Origin of the sequence: Rheinheimera maricola (assembly GCF_016918075.2) — a bacterium.
In the GTDB taxonomy this organism is placed as follows: Bacteria; Pseudomonadota; Gammaproteobacteria; order Enterobacterales; family Alteromonadaceae; genus Alishewanella; species Alishewanella maricola_A.
In genome coordinates, this window is sequence record NZ_JAERPS020000006.1 from 273,360 (window position 1) to 290,723 (window position 17,364).

Annotated in this window: 12 protein-coding genes; 3 read left to right on the top strand and 9 right to left on the bottom strand. The window is 47.0% G+C overall.

The genetic code is table 11. The features are described from left to right. Positions 1-2 precede the first annotated feature (2 nt). Positions 3-2,003, bottom strand: coding sequence for a hypothetical protein (locus I4W93_RS16765; protein WP_205311942.1), 2,001 nt, complete (start codon positions 2,001-2,003; stop codon positions 3-5). Between the two features lie 685 nt (positions 2,004-2,688). Further along, positions 2,689-3,246 carry a YceB family lipoprotein gene (locus tag I4W93_RS16770; protein ID WP_205311943.1) on the bottom strand — a complete coding sequence of 186 codons (558 nt, stop codon included), beginning with the start codon at positions 3,244-3,246 and terminating at the stop codon, positions 2,689-2,691. Positions 3,247-3,366: 120 nt separating this feature from the next. Here I4W93_RS16770 and I4W93_RS16775 point away from each other — a divergent pair, with 120 nt between their 5' ends. Continuing rightward, positions 3,367-6,246, top strand: coding sequence for a bifunctional diguanylate cyclase/phosphodiesterase (locus I4W93_RS16775; protein WP_368735634.1), 2,880 nt, complete (start codon positions 3,367-3,369; stop codon positions 6,244-6,246). Between the two features lie 134 nt (positions 6,247-6,380). Further along, entirely contained in the window at positions 6,381-7,520 is a 1,140-nt protein-coding gene (locus tag I4W93_RS16780) for a dicarboxylate/amino acid:cation symporter (protein WP_205311944.1), read from the top strand. A gap of 172 nt (positions 7,521-7,692) precedes the next feature. On the opposite strand, the gene glmU is transcribed toward I4W93_RS16780, so the two are convergent. From glmU to I4W93_RS16795, 3 genes are all read right to left on the bottom strand, one after another. Continuing rightward, on the bottom strand, positions 7,693-9,057 hold the full coding sequence (glmU, locus tag I4W93_RS16785) for a bifunctional UDP-N-acetylglucosamine diphosphorylase/glucosamine-1-phosphate N-acetyltransferase GlmU (protein WP_205311945.1): 1,365 nt from the start codon (positions 9,055-9,057) through the stop codon (positions 7,693-7,695). Positions 9,058-9,289: 232 nt separating this feature from the next. Then, on the bottom strand, positions 9,290-10,174 hold the full coding sequence (locus I4W93_RS16790; protein ID WP_205311946.1) for a TraB/GumN family protein: 885 nt from the start codon (positions 10,172-10,174) through the stop codon (positions 9,290-9,292). Positions 10,175-10,245: 71 nt separating this feature from the next. After that, complete coding sequence (locus I4W93_RS16795) at positions 10,246-10,509, bottom strand: hypothetical protein (protein WP_205311947.1); 264 nt, start codon at positions 10,507-10,509, stop codon at positions 10,246-10,248. Between the two features lie 303 nt (positions 10,510-10,812). On the opposite strand from I4W93_RS16795, the gene I4W93_RS16800 reads away from it, so the two are divergent. Continuing rightward, positions 10,813-12,957 (top strand): winged helix-turn-helix domain-containing protein, encoded by a 2,145-nt coding sequence (locus I4W93_RS16800; RefSeq protein ID WP_205311948.1) that lies wholly within the window; start codon positions 10,813-10,815, stop codon positions 12,955-12,957. Positions 12,958-13,041: 84 nt separating this feature from the next. On the opposite strand, the gene I4W93_RS16805 is transcribed toward I4W93_RS16800, so the two are convergent. Genes I4W93_RS16805 through atpA form a run of 4 tightly spaced genes read right to left on the bottom strand, consistent with a single transcriptional unit; the run spans position 13,042 to position 17,359 of the window. Next, a complete protein-coding gene (locus I4W93_RS16805; protein WP_027670541.1) occupies positions 13,042-13,458 on the bottom strand; it encodes a F0F1 ATP synthase subunit epsilon in 417 nt (138 codons plus the stop codon). A 23-nt stretch (positions 13,459-13,481) separates the two neighbouring features. Next, positions 13,482-14,867, bottom strand: a complete 1,386-nt coding sequence (gene atpD / locus I4W93_RS16810; RefSeq protein WP_173502589.1) for a F0F1 ATP synthase subunit beta — start codon at positions 14,865-14,867, stop codon at positions 13,482-13,484. 33 nt (positions 14,868-14,900) lie between these two features. Beyond that, entirely contained in the window at positions 14,901-15,764 is an 864-nt protein-coding gene (gene atpG, locus I4W93_RS16815; RefSeq protein ID WP_173502588.1) for a F0F1 ATP synthase subunit gamma, read from the bottom strand. Between the two features lie 53 nt (positions 15,765-15,817). Next, on the bottom strand, positions 15,818-17,359 hold the full coding sequence (gene atpA / locus I4W93_RS16820; protein ID WP_205311949.1) for a F0F1 ATP synthase subunit alpha: 1,542 nt from the start codon (positions 17,357-17,359) through the stop codon (positions 15,818-15,820). Positions 17,360-17,364: the final 5 nt, after the last annotated feature.

Consider the following 17,364-nt stretch of genomic DNA (forward strand, 5'->3'; position numbering starts at 1 on the left):
GGCTACTCCTGCGTAAAAATACCAAGTTTGTGCACAGCAAATTGTGTCACCCCGGTCGACTGGCTGAGTGTTTCTATTGCGTTTTCAAGCTGCAACTCATCACTAAATTCTTCTTTTCTTAGGGCAACAACCAGTTTATCCATTGGAATAGATGACAGCACCTGCTTTATCCTGGCACTGATTTGGTCAAGATCGGTTGTTTCATACGCCATCAAATACACTTGATCGACATAGTCATTTAACGACAGCAACACTTCCCGAGGCCAATGGTGCGGTACGGAAATTGATAAATTAAGCATAGGATTGCGCAAACGTATCGACGCTAACAGGGCTATGTAGTCATTTAGCACCGCAACTTTATCCTGTTGGTACTGCGCTAACATATGCGGCTCAATATCCAGGTGAATGGAATTACCGTACTGGCTACGCGCCTCGACAGCAGCGAGAGCGCGTTGATGATTCTCAGGCAATGCCCAATGCCCCTCACCAAGTAATTGACTTACTTGCAGCTGATAACGGTCAGCTTCTTTAAGAAATTGAAATAGTTTGGCCTGGTTTACCTTATCACTAGCACTAATCACAGCATGCTTTATGGCTTTGGTTTGCAGTAAAACAAAAAGCTCTTGGTTAGAATAGCGATTAAACTCTTCTGACCATATATAGGCTGATCGTTGCCCAGGGCGAGAACGGTGATTTGTTTCATTTAGCGCGTTAATTTTTATAAACTTATCACTGTATTCGACTCGCGATACCAAAAACATTTCATTCACACGCCGGTACAATTCTTCTTTTACCTGAATAAGCTCGATCGCCGCATCAAGATAGTTTTTCAAGCGTACATTGACTGCAGCAATGTCCAATGGCACGTCTAACGTGGCGTAACTTAACACCCGACGCATTCTTTCTTGCGCTCGTAACAGACGGTATTGCTGCGTTGTCGTGCGCTCTAACTGTTCTTGCAATGATTGATAGGCTGCACGCGTGCGGGCAATAAGCTCCCAATGTTCGTGTGAAAGATCATTTTCCAGTTGATTTAGACGTGATTCAGTTTGCGAAGCAGCTGAACCAAACGTTAGCGGTAACTGAAACCTTAAACCAGCAACAAGCTCATCATTACCCGTTCTGGCCAGATCAAATTCTTTTCTCAGAAACAACCTAAACCGGCTGCCTGCCAAAAATGATTCATCACTTTGGTATTTGTCCTGGATACGCAAACGCTCTAGCCGGCTAATTTCAACAAAGTCTTTATTCTCACGAATTTGGCTTAGCAGGGCCGCTAAATCGACATCAATAGAAGGTGGGTTCACCAGGCTCTCAAGGCTTTTTTGCCAATAAGGATCCGCATTTAAGCGTGCCAGATTTTGCCGCGCTAATAGAATGTCCTCTTCTGAGATCAGTAGCTCATCAAGATAACTCGCACCGGAAAAATAGGCGTCTTTTTCGACGCGATAAACTGACTCCATAAACTCGAGTTTAATAGCGTTAAGATAGGCCTGCATACCCGAAAAGTGTTTTGCTACGTTGTAACGACGGCATTGATAGTTGAATTCATGTTTTTTCAACTTTCCAGACAGGGCTTGAATTGCTGCCTGACGACGAAAATCAGTGGCTTTATATTGGTTGTCCAGGTAACCGTTGCGCAATACGTCCCAAGACAACTCCATGTAAGTATTGCCATCATCATTGTCGGCGCGTTGTTCTATATTGCTGCTGGTATATCCACCCCGCAATTCCAGCCCGTAATTTTTACTTAAGGATGAAGATTGGCCCTCTAATGCCGCCACTTCATGCTTGTTAGTCCATTCCAAATCACATTCTGCGGACAAAATACGAGACACATCTTCATTGTTGAAGCTGCGCGCCAGACTCTGCTGGGCGACATCGAAAGACGCCAGGGCATTGTCCCATAGTACCTGCTCAGCCGTTTTCGCCGCCACAATAGAAGCGTTGAACGCCAATACGGTAAAACTAACAAACAAAATACGGGATACACAAAATCTCATATCACATCCATTCATAAAATATTGCCAAAAACTATCAGTACCGTTGACCGCTTAATACATAAAACCACAGAAACAACCTCTTGGTTTCAATGAAAAGGCAATCATCGCAACTATTGTTAAACTTCTATCATGCTAATCAGCATAAATTCACTAGCCCGTGACAAAGCCCCGAGCAGCATTAGTGCTTTATAGCGTTAATAAATGCGGCTTACTTTCGACCAATTAAATCTATTGCCGCAGCGATAAACAATAAGTGGCATTGTACTGATTGTTGATAAAGTTTGATGGTTAGTAAACCATTAAGAATGAGGGAGGCGGTAACTAAAAAACCAAAAAATGACATCGCAAGAATTCCCTTCCCAAACGAACACAAATATGCAACAAAAAATAAACAACATTCTACATATCAACCGCTTAGCCGTATTATAACCACAACGTGTGCAAAAAAGAATCAGCTATGCAATTTAATCACTCGCATGTAAATGAAAACTATTTGCATTTACATGTGGGTTGTATTATAGTTTTCAGCGTCAACGGACTGATTGTGGTTACCAGCCCCAGGACGGGCTTCTCTGGTCGTTGTTTTACTTGTCTTGCACGTTAAGGGGTGGGTTATGCCACCCCTGTTTTTTGCTTGAAATTTTGTGTCACCGCACCTGGCAAAACACTACCCGCGCCCTATGCACTAGTTTTTAGCCGGTGTAAAACTGATACGGCCATTCTGCACCGCCATATTCAGCGGCACTGCAGTGAGCAGCTTTACCGTCGGGTTAGTAGTATCCAATTTATACACCGGGTTATTGGCTAAATAACCATTTACCAGCTGCAACAGCTCATTACTGACCGGCGCCAGATTACCGCGATAGCCAGACGCTTCAATGCTGGAGTCCAGTAGCTTAACCGAGCGTAAATACACGGCTTGTTCTGTGCCATCGTAATAAGGTACTCCTTCAACATCAAGCTGCAGCGTAGCCGGGTAACTCAAACCGAACAACGATAATGTTGCCGTAGCGCCGGTATTAACCCGTACACGGTCAGAATTGTCCGGGCCGATATCCACTTGCATGGTATCCACTTTCATATTGAGCGGAATACCCGCCACATTTGCCTGCCGCGTTAATCCTGGTATTTGCTGGCGCAATATCTGTTCAAGATCTGCTGCTGATACAGAGTATGTCGACATTTGCTGTAATTGACTGCAGCTGACTAACAGTAGCAATAAAATTAATGATACCAATCTCATACACTCTCCTAAATATTGCCTGCTAATACACGTTTTTCACCACTATGTTATATCACTTCTTCTACTAATCTTTATAACTAGACACTTGAATAAACACCTAAAGTGCCTATTCTTGCAGTAATGCAATCCCTTTTGACATGGTATACGCTATTGCCTAACCCAGATCAGCCGCAACGGATTTCTTTAAAGTCGTTACCGATAATAGCCACCATATTAATTCTGCTGGTTGTGTTGGCAGTCAAGTTAGTGCCCTATCTATTAGATAGAGCGTTACCACAAATAGCTTATAACGTTTTTTTACCGTTACATACGATATTGGAAGTTATTGCTGTGGTGCTTGCCGGCATGACATTTGCTGTTATCAGAGAGCAAGCACTTGCTAAAATGACTCTCAGAGGGGCAGTCGTTGCCTGTGCCTTTTTTGCCGTATTCTGGCTGGATCTGGCACATTTGCTGTCGTTTCCTGGCATGCCGGCATATTTCAACGAAAACTCGACGGAAAAAGCCATTAACTTTTGGCTTGTTGCACGCTTGCTCGTTGCGACAACACTGTGTTTTGTTGTATTGCCAGTTGCAGATAAAAGTACCGGCTTAAAACAGTATTACCTGATGCTGATAACGGCAATAGTTCTTGTCGTCTCGTGCCACTATTGGTTTATTAAGTATCCGCAGACAATACCGCACACCTATTTGGAAGACAGTGGACTTACCCATTTCAAAATTATTGTAGAGTACGGTGTTATTATTATCAGCGCACTCACCGTTTTCCTGATTGTGCGCTATCGCCATTTGCGCCGAGCCTTTCATGCACCAGCTCTATTGGCTGCAGTATTGACCACAATATTTAGTGAGCTCTGCTTCACGTTATACAACCAGGTAAATGATTTTTATAATGTTATTGGTCATTTGCTCAAGTTGATTTCGTTCTTATTTTTATACCGGGCACTGGTTTACGAAACGCTGGCGGCGCCTTACGCACAACTACTGCGCTCTAAAGCAGAGCTCGCCGCGACCCTGTCCGCAACACCGGATATCCTGCTGGATATAGACCAAAATGGTATTTTACACCGCATACATTCTCGCCCAGACAGCAATGTAAACATCGCATCAAAACAATTCATCGGACACCAGGCCAAAACCGTGTTGCCGCCAGATATCGCTAACACCCTGCTAAAAGCCATTGAACAAGCGGCACACAGAAAAGGCTGCTCAGACACATATCAATGCGCTTTAAACGGAGACAGTATTGATACGCCAGTTTGGTTTCAGGTGATTGCCGCCATTAAACCCAATAGTGCTGAGGTGCAACGCTTTATCTTATCTGTGCGTGATATTTCTGCACAAAAAAACTTACTTGCTTCAGAACAGCTCAATGCGCTGGCGTTTCATACGCGTGAAGCGATTATGATTACCGATCCAGAGCAACGCATTATTCGGGTTAACCCCGCGTTTACTGACATCACCGGCTACAGCGAAGCAGAAGTTGTTGGAAAAACCCCTTCCGTACTCAGTTCAGGGTTACACGATAAACTGTTTTACCAGCGACTATGGAAAGCGCTTCATGAATTTGATGTGTGGAGCGGCGAAATTTATAACCGGCGTAAAAATGGTGAAGTCTTTCCAGAGCATGTGATCATCAATGCACTTAAAGATGATAATCAACAAGTTACGCACTATATCGCCAGTTTTAACGACATAAGCAAGTCAAAGGCCGATCAGCAGAGGATACACCGTTTAGCGTTTTATGACCCGTTAACACACCTACCCAATCGACGTTTATTGTTAGATGACATAGTGAACACCCAATCTGAAAATCAGCGAAGCGGGCAATTTTCGGCGTTATTTTTTATCGATTTAGATCATTTTAAAAGTCTAAATGACAGCTTAGGCCACTCGTTTGGGGATGAACTGTTACGTCAGCTTGCTGACCGACTGCAACTAACCATCAGAACCAACGATATACTGGCGCGGCCGGGCGGTGATGAATTTATTTTACTCGCCAAATTGCAAACCACAGATAGCACCGCCGCAGCGCTTAGTGCGCAAGAGCTTGGCAATAAGATACTGGACGAAATTCGTAAACCTTTCATGCTTAAAGACCACCAATATAGTATCACTGCCAGTATTGGCGTTGCTTTATTTAATAACAACACCAATGCCGTAGACGAGCTGATGTCTTCAGCAGATTTGGCGATGTACCATGCCAAAGAAAATGGTCGCAACCAGCTATTTTTCTTTGAACCTCAAATGCAGCAAACATTAAAACGGCGCCAGCAGATGGAGCTAGCTTTAAAACAAGCGTTAGTGAAACAAGAATTTCAGGTGTTCTATCAGCCCAAAGTGAATACGTTCGGAACAATTATTGGCTATGAAGCACTGATAAGATGGCAGCATCCTGAATTTGGCCTGGTTAGCCCAGATAGTTTTATTCCGCTGGCAGAAAGCACAGGCCTTATCATCGACATTGATAGCTGGGTATTAGAAAATGCCTGTCAGCAAATTAATAAACTTTCGTCTCAGGGACAAGCGCTTTCTATTGCTGTTAATGTTAGCCAGCGCCAGTTAGCCCGTAAAGACTTTGTAGAGTTGGTCAGCAATATTGTCGTTGCTAGTGGTATTGACCCCACACTACTTGAGCTGGAAATTACCGAGAGCATGCTCAATGATGACCTTGAAAACACGCGAAAAAAATTAGACGCGCTCAGCCAACTTGGCATCCTGTTTTCACTTGACGATTTTGGCACCGGCTACTCATCGCTCTATTATTTGCAAAAGCTTCCGATGAATGTCCTTAAAATTGATCAGTCTTTTGTGCGAGCGTTTTTAACACAAGAAACGGATTACGCTATTGTTAAAACCATTATTGCTATGGCAAAAGCATTGTCGCTTAAAGTGGTAGCTGAAGGTGTCGAGCAACAAGAACAATATGAAGCGCTGATTGCTTTAGAATGCGATTTTTTTCAAGGCTACCTGTTTGGCAAACCTGCTCCTCTGGTATGACATTTGCGCTTATTGCTCCACGTGAAACAGCGCCGACCAGCAAGGCACCGTCGCGGTGAAGCAGCCACAACATTTAAGTTGTGATATGCTCAAACGCGTTCACGGGAACCTATACAACATAACGAGAAAAAACCATGTCCTTGATCCTTAAACTGATTGCCGGCATCGTGCTAGGCATGCTGTGTGGTTTATATGCACCACATTGGCTCACTCAACTACTTATTACCTTTAAAGGCCTGTTTGGTGAGTTACTGTTCTTCACTGTACCATTACTCATTTTGTTTTTTATCACCAGCGGTATAGCTGCCTTACCACGCAACTCGGGCAAACTACTAAGCCGTACTCTAGGTTTTGCCTACTTATCAACCGTAACTGCAGGCACACTGGCATTTTTGGTTGCCAGCGTCATAGTGCCCATGCTAACCAGCGCCAATTCAGCCACAATATCAAATGAAGTAGTGCATTTAACTGCTTTTATTGAAATGGACATTCCGCCAGCTATCAGCGTAATGACGGCGCTGGCGCTGGCATTTATTTTTGGTTTAGGCATCGCTGCAACACAGTCACAGCAGCTAAAACAGTTATCTGATCAAGGCCGTGATGTTATCCAATTGATGCTGGAAAAAGTGATTATTCCGTTTTTGCCACTGTATATCGCCGGTGAGTTTGCTCAAATGGCAGCAGCGGGCACGGTATTCGCAACACTAAAAACCTTCGGCATTGTGCTGGTGCTAGCAGTTGCTATGCACTGGTGTTGGATTATTACCCTGTATACCCTTGCTGGCATTAAAGCGGGCAAGTCTCCGTTTGCGTTGATTAAAAATATGATGCCGGCTTACTTTACCGCGCTGGGTACCATGTCCAGTGCTGCCACTATTCCGGTATCACTGCAAGCCACTAAAAACAACGGTATTAAGCCAGATGTAGCCAACTTTACCGTACCGCTGTGCGCCACTATTCACTTATCAGGCTCTACTATTACTATCGTTACCTGCGCCATGGCCGTTGTTACTATGGTAAATGGCCTGGAGATGCCGTCGTTATTAACCGTACTGCCGTTTATTTTTATGCTGGGTGTAGTGATGCTAGCCGCACCGGGCGTACCCGGCGGCGCGGTAATGTCAGCCGTAGGTTTACTCGGTTCTATGTTGGGTTTTGGCGATGCAGCTATCGCGTTAATGATAGCGCTGTATATGGCACAAGACAGCTTTGGTACCGCCTGTAACGTTACCGGCGATGGTGCTATTGCCGTGCTGGTGGATAAGGCAGAGTAAGCTGGATTCAAAGAGTAAAGGTTGGAATCCCGATTTGGGCGTCACAGAGTGTCTGAGCCCTGCCGTAGGCAAAAGGCGAGTTGCTGTGACGAGCCAAAGCGGGAGTTGCAACCGGTACTTTTCAGCTGAAGTTAAACAAAAGCCCGCATTTTGCGGGCTTTTTTATCGGCTATTACTTTTTAATTTTCACTGGCCGTTGCCAGTCTGCAATATGTCGTTGTTTAGCACGCGCTACCACTAACTCTCCGTCAGCCGCATCGCGGGTTAATACCGAGCCTGCTCCGACAGTGGCATTAACGCCCACTGTGACCGGCGCCACTAACGAGCTGTTCGAACCAATAAAGGCACCGTCTTTAATGGTGGTAACAAATTTATTCGCACCGTCGTAGTTACAGGTAATAGTGCCGGCACCCACGTTCACTTTATCACCAATAACTGCATCGCCCAGGTAGGTTAAATGGTTCGCCTTAGAACCTTTACCCAGTGTGGTTTTTTTCATTTCAACAAAGTTGCCGACGTGGCTGTCATCCAGCATCACGCTGTCTGGTCGCAGCCGGGCAAAAGGGCCTACCGAGCAATCGGCACCAACACTGGCTTTTTCAATCATCGAATTCGGTTTTATCTCAGTGTTGTCACCGATAATGCAGTCTTTCAGAATACAATTAGCACCAATGGTGACGCCTTTACCCAGCACTACCTTGCCTTCGAAAATCACGTTAACGTCGATCATCACATCATTGCCAACGCTAACCTCGCCACGTACATCTATCCGTGCCGGGTCACGCAGGTTAGCACCGGCAAGCATTAATTCTTCGGCTTTACGCTGCTGATAAGCCCGCTCCAGTGCCGCCAGTTGCACGCGGTTGTTGGCGCCTTCTACTTCCATCGGGTTCTGCGGGTGCGCGGTAGTAATGGCCACGCCTTCACTGTGTGCCATAGCGATAACGTCAGTTAAGTAATATTCACCCTGGGCATTGCTGTTAGATAAGCGGCCCAGCCAGCTTTTTAACTGTTTGCCGGGCAGCGCCATAATGCCGCTGTTTACTTCAGCGATTTTTAGCTGCTCTGGCGTGGCATCTTTTTGCTCGACAATGCCAGTGACTTTGCCGTTGTTACGCATTATGCGGCCATAACCGCTAGGGTTTGCCAGGTTTACCGTTAAAATGGCCAGGCCATCAGCCGGCTTAACCGCCAATAATTGTTGCAGCGTTTCTAAGCGGGTTAACGGCACATCGCCATACAGCACCAGTACAGTATCGTCATCAGCGATATTCGGTATCGCCTGCGCTACCGCGTGGCCGGTGCCCAACTGCTCGGCTTGCAGCACCCAATGCAGGCTTTGCTCACCCAGCGCAGTTTTTAATGCCTCGGCGCCGTAGCCATACACCAGTTGCGGTTTGTCGGCACCTAAGGCGCGGGCGGTATCGATAACATGCTGCACCATCGGCCGTTCGGCGACCTTGTGCAGTACCTTGGGTAAGTCTGATTTCATCCGCGTGCCTTTTCCGGCCGCCAGAATCACTACATTTAATGCCATAGAAGAGTCCCTGTAATCATGCGTCTTATCGCTAGTGCGGTTATTCTAATAGATAACGCCGCAGATTACAGGGGCAGGGTGAAGTTTTGCTGAATACCGGCTAAACAAATATGTTTAAACTTTGCAGTAGTTGCAGGTTCAACCAGGTCCACAGTGTTATCCAGCAACCCGCGGCAAGCAACACACCGGCAAGGTCTTTATTGAACGCACGGCGCAGTGGCATAACTGCCTCCTAATTAACCTGCTCTACCTTGTAACCGGCCTGCTGCAGCAGTGCCAGCACGCTATGCTCACCAGCCAGATGACCGCCGCCGACCAGCACTAGCTCTTTACTGTTATTGCCGAACATTTGCTTAATTTGCGGTAACCAAGCGTTGTTGCGCTGCACAAACAAGGCTTGATACAACACCGGGTCCATATCACGGGCAGGTTGCACGGCCAGTTTTTCCAGCTCGTTCATATCACCAGCGCGCCAGGCGGCAACCATGGCGGCAAAATAGGCTTTAAAGTCACCAAACTGTTCCAGGTTCATTTTCATAAAGGCGTCTTCGTAACCGTCGCCCATATTGGCCAGCAGATTGATCTGGCTCTCTACACTTTCCAGATAGGCCAGCGTTTTGCCATCGGCTTTGGCTTTTTTATCAAAATAACTATCGACACCCTCGCCAGACATTTGCGCCTTCATCATCTCCAGCGCCAGCATTTGTAACATAACAAAGCCCGGTTTATAGCCATCTAACTGCTGCAGCTGCACGCCATAAGGAGCAAAATAATCTGCCACCTGCTGATACACCTCTGGCGACAGCACTTTAGACAAACTGCGACCATCGCTGTACGCCATGGCCTGCATCAAAGCAGTTTGCATAGCAGTATCGTTAGGCTCGGGCATTTTAGTTTCCAGTACCAGCTTATCGGTCGCCGCATAAGCTTGGTCAAACTCTGCCGGTAAAGGAAAGGCTGACTGAGGCAATAAATGTACCGTGCCGCCGATGTATAAATAGTCACTGCCTTTGCTGACTTTCCACATCGAAGTTTCAGCAAGCGCTGGCGCTGCTGCCATGCTGATTGCTAAAAATACTGCACCGCCAGTTAAGTTAAAAAACTTCTTTATTATCATGGTTTATGTCCCTGTTTAATTATTTTGATTGCACTACAACGCCAGCTGCACTGTAACATCAATGAATATGCTTAAGGCAGCATTGCCTTAACAGACTGCACCACATGGCTTAATGCCGAACTGGCTTGTTGCGTAATGCTGTCCGTAAGCTGCTGCTGTAAATCTTGCAGTAGCTCGGTTTTAATAGTGTTCAGTACAGTGCCAGATTCCGCTTTTGCTTCAGCTACAACCGCTGGTGATGTCGCAGGTTCAGCCTGCTCGGCTTTAACGGCCATAGCAGAAAATAAGGTGCTAACCATAACAATCCGAGCGATATTAGATGTTAATGTCTTCATAATGTTTGTCCTTGTAATCAGTAAGTATCGTTTTGTCTTGGGACAACTGCGGACTCACTGCTTGTCCGTTAGGTTGTTGAGCTCACTTTAGCCAGCTGCTACTAAAAAGTCGCTTATCAGAAGCTAAGCAATATATTGCTAAGAAAGCTTCATATAACAGCTTGTTTTTAAAGGGCTATGGCAAACCTTATGAAAACCTTATCTTGTAATCCTAAGCTTTAGCAGGCAGCTTTATTTCGCTTGAATCACTATTTGCTTCTGTTAAAGTTACAGCCTATTTAAAACAGGAAGCATAATTAACAAATGGACACGATGCAGCTGGGCCCCTGGACTTTTACGCCAACCGATTTCAGTATTAGTGATGGTACACAGCGCAAAGAATTGGAGCCGTTGTTAATAAAATTGCTGCTGTGTTTTGCCAAAGAGCCGGGTCGTATTGTGTCACGGCAAGAGCTGATTGATACCATCTGGCAGCAAAGCTTTGTCGATGACAATGCAATAAATCGTGCCATTTCCGAATTGCGCAAGGCCCTGCAACACCCGGGCTTAGCACAGTCACCCATTAGAACCCATCACCGTAAAGGTTACAGCCTGCAACTACCAGCGATTAGCGCAGCAAATACTGTAATCATGCAGAGTAATAACAACACTACACCAAACACTGTAGCAATAACGTCGAGACCACTGATATGGCTGGCTAGCATTGTCGCAGCAGTAATGCTAGCTATAGGTATCTGGTGGTATCAATCACCGGTAGCATTAGAAAATAATAACAATACACACCAACCGCCAGTGCGCGAACTTACTATGCAGAGCCGCCAAAATGTAACCTGGTTCAAAGGTATAGAATCGCGACCGCTGCTGTCACCCGATAAACAATTACTGGCATACAGCCACTCTCAACCCGGTGGGGCCATGCGGGTAATGATCCGCAAGTTAGGAATAAATGCCGGCAATGTGCTGCAGGAAGTGGCGTTAGAACAAGCAAACCTACTTTACAGCGTGCACAGCTGGCAGCCAGAAAGCCGTAATTTATTGGTACAGGTCATCAGTAAAGACGGAACAAGCTGCGAATATCAGCATTATGACTTCAGCCAATATCCACAGTATCAACAAAACCGGCTAGCCGGTTGCGACGGTTTTGTATTGGGAAACGCTCAGGTCAGTAAAGACGGGCAGTGGTTGTATCATAGCCAGGGCAATGGCGGTATGTATGCCAGCAAAGCCTTAGTCGCAGAAAATCTAATCAGTGGCGTTAAACAGACTCTTCTGGCAGCGCCTTCCGCCGGTTTTGGTGTAACAATGCTGGCTATGTCAGCAGATGGCAGCAAACTTGCTTACGTATTAATGCCTGAGTCAAATAAACCGGATATCTACATTTATGAACCGGACAGCCGTGAACATGAACGTGTTGCCAGCCTGCCGTTTTCACTGCTATTACTTGGTCTAGAGTGGAGCATAGATCAGCAAAGCCTGCTGTTACCCGGTGCTGACTCCATCCTGCAAATTAATCTGGCCGACAAAAGCCAACAGATTCTCAAGCTGCCATCCGATATTGTTGTCGGTGAGTTATCTTTGCTTACTGATAATCAAGCTTACACCTCCGGCCTTACCGCAGGCAGCAGTACGCAGTCAGCAATGCAGTTGGTAAAAATAATGCAACCATTTGACGACAACGCACGTAAAGTCAGCTTTTTGCACAACGCCTCTGGCAGCACCCTGGCACTAGCGGTATCACCAGTTACACCAGATAGCTATGCCTTTTCCGCCAATTGGACCGGCGGTTGGCAACTGTGGTTGAACAAACAGGGCGAGCAAATCCAATTAACCGAACTGGTGAACGATGAGCAACCTATCAATGCTATTCGCTGGTCAGGCGACGGCCGCTATATTGCGTTTACCAAGCACGGTAATCTGTATCTGTACGACAATCAGCGCCAACAGCTGATCAACAAACTTGAGAATAATGATGTCGGCCACCCGCTATGGCTGCCAGACAACAGCGGCCTGATCCTGACCCGGGTGCAAGCTGACAACCAGAATCTATGGCAGTTAGATTTAATCAGTAATCAATTAACGCAGTTGACCTTTACCGCCGGTAGTTTCGCCCAGTACAACGCCCAAGACCAGTTGCTGTATCACAAAGAAGGCAAACTGTATCAGTATGTCGATGGCTCCAGGCAGGATATCCTGTTACAGGAAAATCCTGACGCTAATTTTATGGCAGTATGGTTACACCAAGGCCAACAGCAATACCGCTTCAGTATGTTGGGCCACCTTGAACAGCGGGATTTAATTAGTGGTGAAACGCGTAGCACTCAGCTTCCCTATCAGTTAATCGCGGTGCACCCAAACCCGCATAACTCAGAAGAGCTTTATGCTACGGTCTATGTTACGCCAGAACTAGGGCTGGAATTTATTCAGTGGCAGTTAGGAGAAGGAAAATAGCGAACACATTCAGCTCCAGCAGAGCTGTTTAATACAACAAAAAAAGCCACCCTGAGGTGGCTTTTTCTATTTCGGAACCCGAACTTATTTTTTACGCATTTTCTGAATAATACGTAGCTGGGCAATGGCTTCGGCCAGTTGCGCCGCAGCTTCAGCATAGTTGAAGTCTGCGCCAGCGTGTTGCATCGCTTCTTCGGCACGTTTTTGTGCGTCTAAAGCGGCTTGCTCGTCTAAGTCTTCGCCGCGTACCGCGACATCGGCTAGTACAGTGATAGTATCAGGTTGTACTTCAAGTACACCACCGGCTACGTATATCACATGTTCTTCGCCAAATTGTTTCACGATACGGACCATGCCAGGTTTCAGGGTGGTCAGTAACGGGGCGTGAAAAGGTAAAATACCTAACTCGCCCTCACTGCCTGTGACCTGCACGGATTCGACAAGGCCGGAGAAGATTTTTTCTTCGGCACTTACTACATCCAGTTGCACTGTCATCGCCATCTCCGCTCTCCTAAAGCCTGAACTTACAGTTTCTTCGCTTTTTCGATCGCTTCGTCGATAGAACCAACCATGTAGAACGCCTGCTCTGGCATATGGTCGAACTCGCCGTCCAGAATGCCTTTAAAGCCACGGATAGTTTCTTTCAGCGGTACGTACTTACCTGGTGAACCGGTAAATACTTCTGCTACGAAGAAAGGCTGTGACAGGAAACGCTGAATTTTACGCGCACGGTATACTGTTGTGCGGTCTTCATCAGACAGTTCGTCCATACCCAGAATCGCGATAATGTCTTTCAGCTCTTTGTAACGCTGCAGAACAGACTGTACGCCACGTGCCACTTCATAGTGCTCTTTACCGATTACCAGTGGATCTAACTGACGAGAAGTCGAATCCAGTGGGTCGATTGCCGGGTAAATACCCAGTGAAGCAATGTTACGGCTCAGTACTACGGTCGCGTCTAAGTGCGAGAACGTAGTAGCTGGTGACGGATCCGTTAAGTCATCCGCAGGTACGTATACGGCCTGGATTGACGTGATAGAACCGGTCTTGGTAGAAGTGATACGCTCTTGCAGGGCGCCCATCTCTTCTGCCAGCGTTGGCTGGTAACCTACTGCTGATGGCATACGACCCAGAAGTGCAGACACTTCAGTACCGGCCAGGGTGTAACGGTAAATGTTATCAACGAAGAACAGTACGTCACGGCCTTCATCACGGAATTTCTCCGCCATGGTTAAGCCGGTTAACGCTACGCGCAGACGGTTGCCTGGTGGCTCGTTCATCTGGCCGTACACTAACGATACTTTATCCAGTACGTTAGAGTCTTTCATCTCGTGATAGAAGTCGTTACCTTCACGGGTACGCTCACCTACACCGGCGAATACGGAGTAACCGCTGTGCTCGATAGCGATGTTACGGATCAGTTCCATCATGTTTACGGTTTTACCTACACCGGCACCACCGAACAGACCAACTTTACCACCTTTAGCGAACGGGCAAACCAGGTCGATAACCTTGATACCGGTTTCCAGCAGGGCGTTAGACGCCGCCTGATCTTCGTAGCTTGGCGCAGCGCGGTGAATAGGCATACGCTCTTCTTCACCGATTGGGCCTGCTTCGTCGATTGGCTCGCCTAATACGTTCATAATACGGCCCAGTGTGGCTTTACCCACCGGAACGTGAATTGCTTTACCGGTGTTAGACACGGCAGCGCCGCGACGTAAACCGTCTGTTGTACCTAACGCGATAGTACGTACTGTACCGCCACCCAGCTGCTGCTGAACTTCCAGCACTAAACCAGCCAGATCACCGTCAGTCACGTTTAACGCGTCATAGATACCAGGTACCGCATCTTGTGGAAAATCGATATCCACAACGGCGCCAATGATTTGGACGACCTTACCTTGACTCATGATGTTTCCTCAAATTTCTCAAAACTGTTTACCTTAGCCTACAGCTGCCGCACCTGCGACGATCTCGCTAAGCTCCTGGGTAATCGCGGCCTGACGTGCTTTGTTGTACACCAGCTTCAGGTCGTCCATCAGGTTACCGGCGTTGTCGGTTGCAGCCTTCATAGCTACCATCCGCGCCGCGTGCTCACTGGCAGAATTCTCTACCACACCCTGATACACTTGCGATTCGACGAAACGGTCCAATAACATATCTAAAATAGGTTTTGGATCCGGCTCGTACAGGTAATCCCAGTTATGTGCTTTTTGCTCAATATCTGCTTTTGGCAAAGGTAAGAGTTGATCGATCACTGGCTCTTGCTTCATGGTGTTTACAAATTGGTTGTACACCAGAAATAAGCGGTCAATCCGGCCTTCGTTAAATGCGTTAAGCATCACTTGTACCGAACCAATCACATCAGCCAAACGTGGTACGTCACCTGAACCCGCCTGTTGCGCTACTACCTTACCGCCAAAACGCTTGAAAAAGGCCGTTGCTTTGTTGCCGATAACAGCAAACTGCGCATCCACACCTTTGTCTTTCCAGCTTTTCAGCTCAAGGGCAACTTTTTTAAACTCGTTGGTATTCAGGCCACCGCAAAGACCACGATCAGTAGAAATGACAATATAACCAACCCGTTTTACTTCACGATCCGCTAGATACGGATGGCGATATTCCAGGCTGCCATTGGCAAGGTTCCCGATCACTTTGCGCATACCTTCAGCGTATGGGCGTGTTGCAGCTACACGGTCTTGCGCTTTGCGCATTTTGCTGACCGCAACTTTTTCCATAGCACTGGTGATCTTGCGAGTATTGTTAATACTCCCGATCTTACTTTTTATCTCTTTACCACCGGCCATGACTGTATCTCCGTTTCATTCAACGAATGGGGTGGCATAGCCACCCGCATTGCTTACCAGGTCTGCGTTGCCTTGAATTTCTCAATGGCAGCTTTGAACGTAGACTCGATTTGGTCGTTGTAGTTACCGGTTTTATCGATATCAGCCATCAGCTCAGCGTGTTCTGCTTTCATGAAAGCGATTAAGCCGGCTTCAAAATCCAGGATTTTGGCCACGTCGACATCTTTCATAAAGCCTTTTTCGATAGCGAAAATAGACACACCCATTTCAGCAACGCTCATTGGGCTGTACTGCAGCTGTTTCATCAGCTCAGTTACCTTTTGGCCGTGCTCTAACTGGGCGCGGGTTGCTTCGTCAAGATCAGAAGCAAACTGCGCGAACGCCGCCAGCTCTGAGTACTGGGCTAATGCCAGACGAATACCACCGCCTAATTTCTTGATGATCTTGGTTTGTGCTGCACCACCAACCCGCGATACCGAAATACCGGCGTTCACCGCAGGACGGATACCAGCGTTGAATAAGTCAGTTTCTAAGAAAATCTGACCATCGGTAATCGAAATTACGTTAGTAGGTACGAATGCAGAAACGTCACCAGCCTGAGTTTCGATAATTGGCAGCGCGGTTAATGAACCGGTTTTGCCTGTTACTTCACCCTTGGTGTACTTCTCTACATAGTCAGCGTTAACGCGTGATGCGCGCTCCAGCAAACGTGAGTGTAAATAGAATACGTCGCCCGGGTAAGCTTCACGGCCTGGTGGACGGCGTAACAGCAACGAGATTTGACGGTAAGCAACAGCTTGCTTAGACAAATCATCGTATACGATCAGCGCATCTTCACCGCGGTCACGGAAGTATTCGCCCATAGTACAGCCAGAGTAAGGTGCCAGGAACTGCAGCGCAGCGGCTTCTGAAGCAGAAGCTACAACCACAATAGTGTGTGCCAGTGCGCCGTGCTCTTCCAGCTTACGTACTACGTTAGCAATGGTAGAAGCTTTTTGGCCCACAGCAACATAAACACACTTAACGCCGGTGCCTTTCTGGTTGATGATCGCATCGATAGCCAGTGCCGTTTTACCGGTCTGACGGTCACCGATAAGCAGCTCACGCTGACCACGGCCGATAGGGATCATCGCATCAACTGACTTATAGCCAGTCTGCATTGGCTGATCTACCGATTGACGTTCAATTACGCCTGGCGCAATTTTTTCTACCGGCTCAAAACCAGCAGCTTCAATCGGGCCTTTACCGTCGATAGGTGCACCTAAGGTGTTAACCACACGGCCTAATAACGCCGGGCCAACCGGTACTTCTAAGATACGGCCGGTGCTTTTTACTTTAGTGCCTTCAGTTAAGTCCGCGTACGGGCCCATAACTACCGCACCAACTGAGTTGCGCTCTAAGTTCAGCGCGATTGCATAGCGGTTGCCAGGAAGCTCAATCATCTCGCCCTGCATACAATCTGCAAGACCGTTGATACGGATAATACCGTCAGTTACCTGAACGATAGTACCTTCGTTACGAGCTTCACTGACCACTTCAAACTGAGCAATACGACTTTTGATCAGTTCTGATATTTCAGTGGAATTCAGTTGCATTCTCT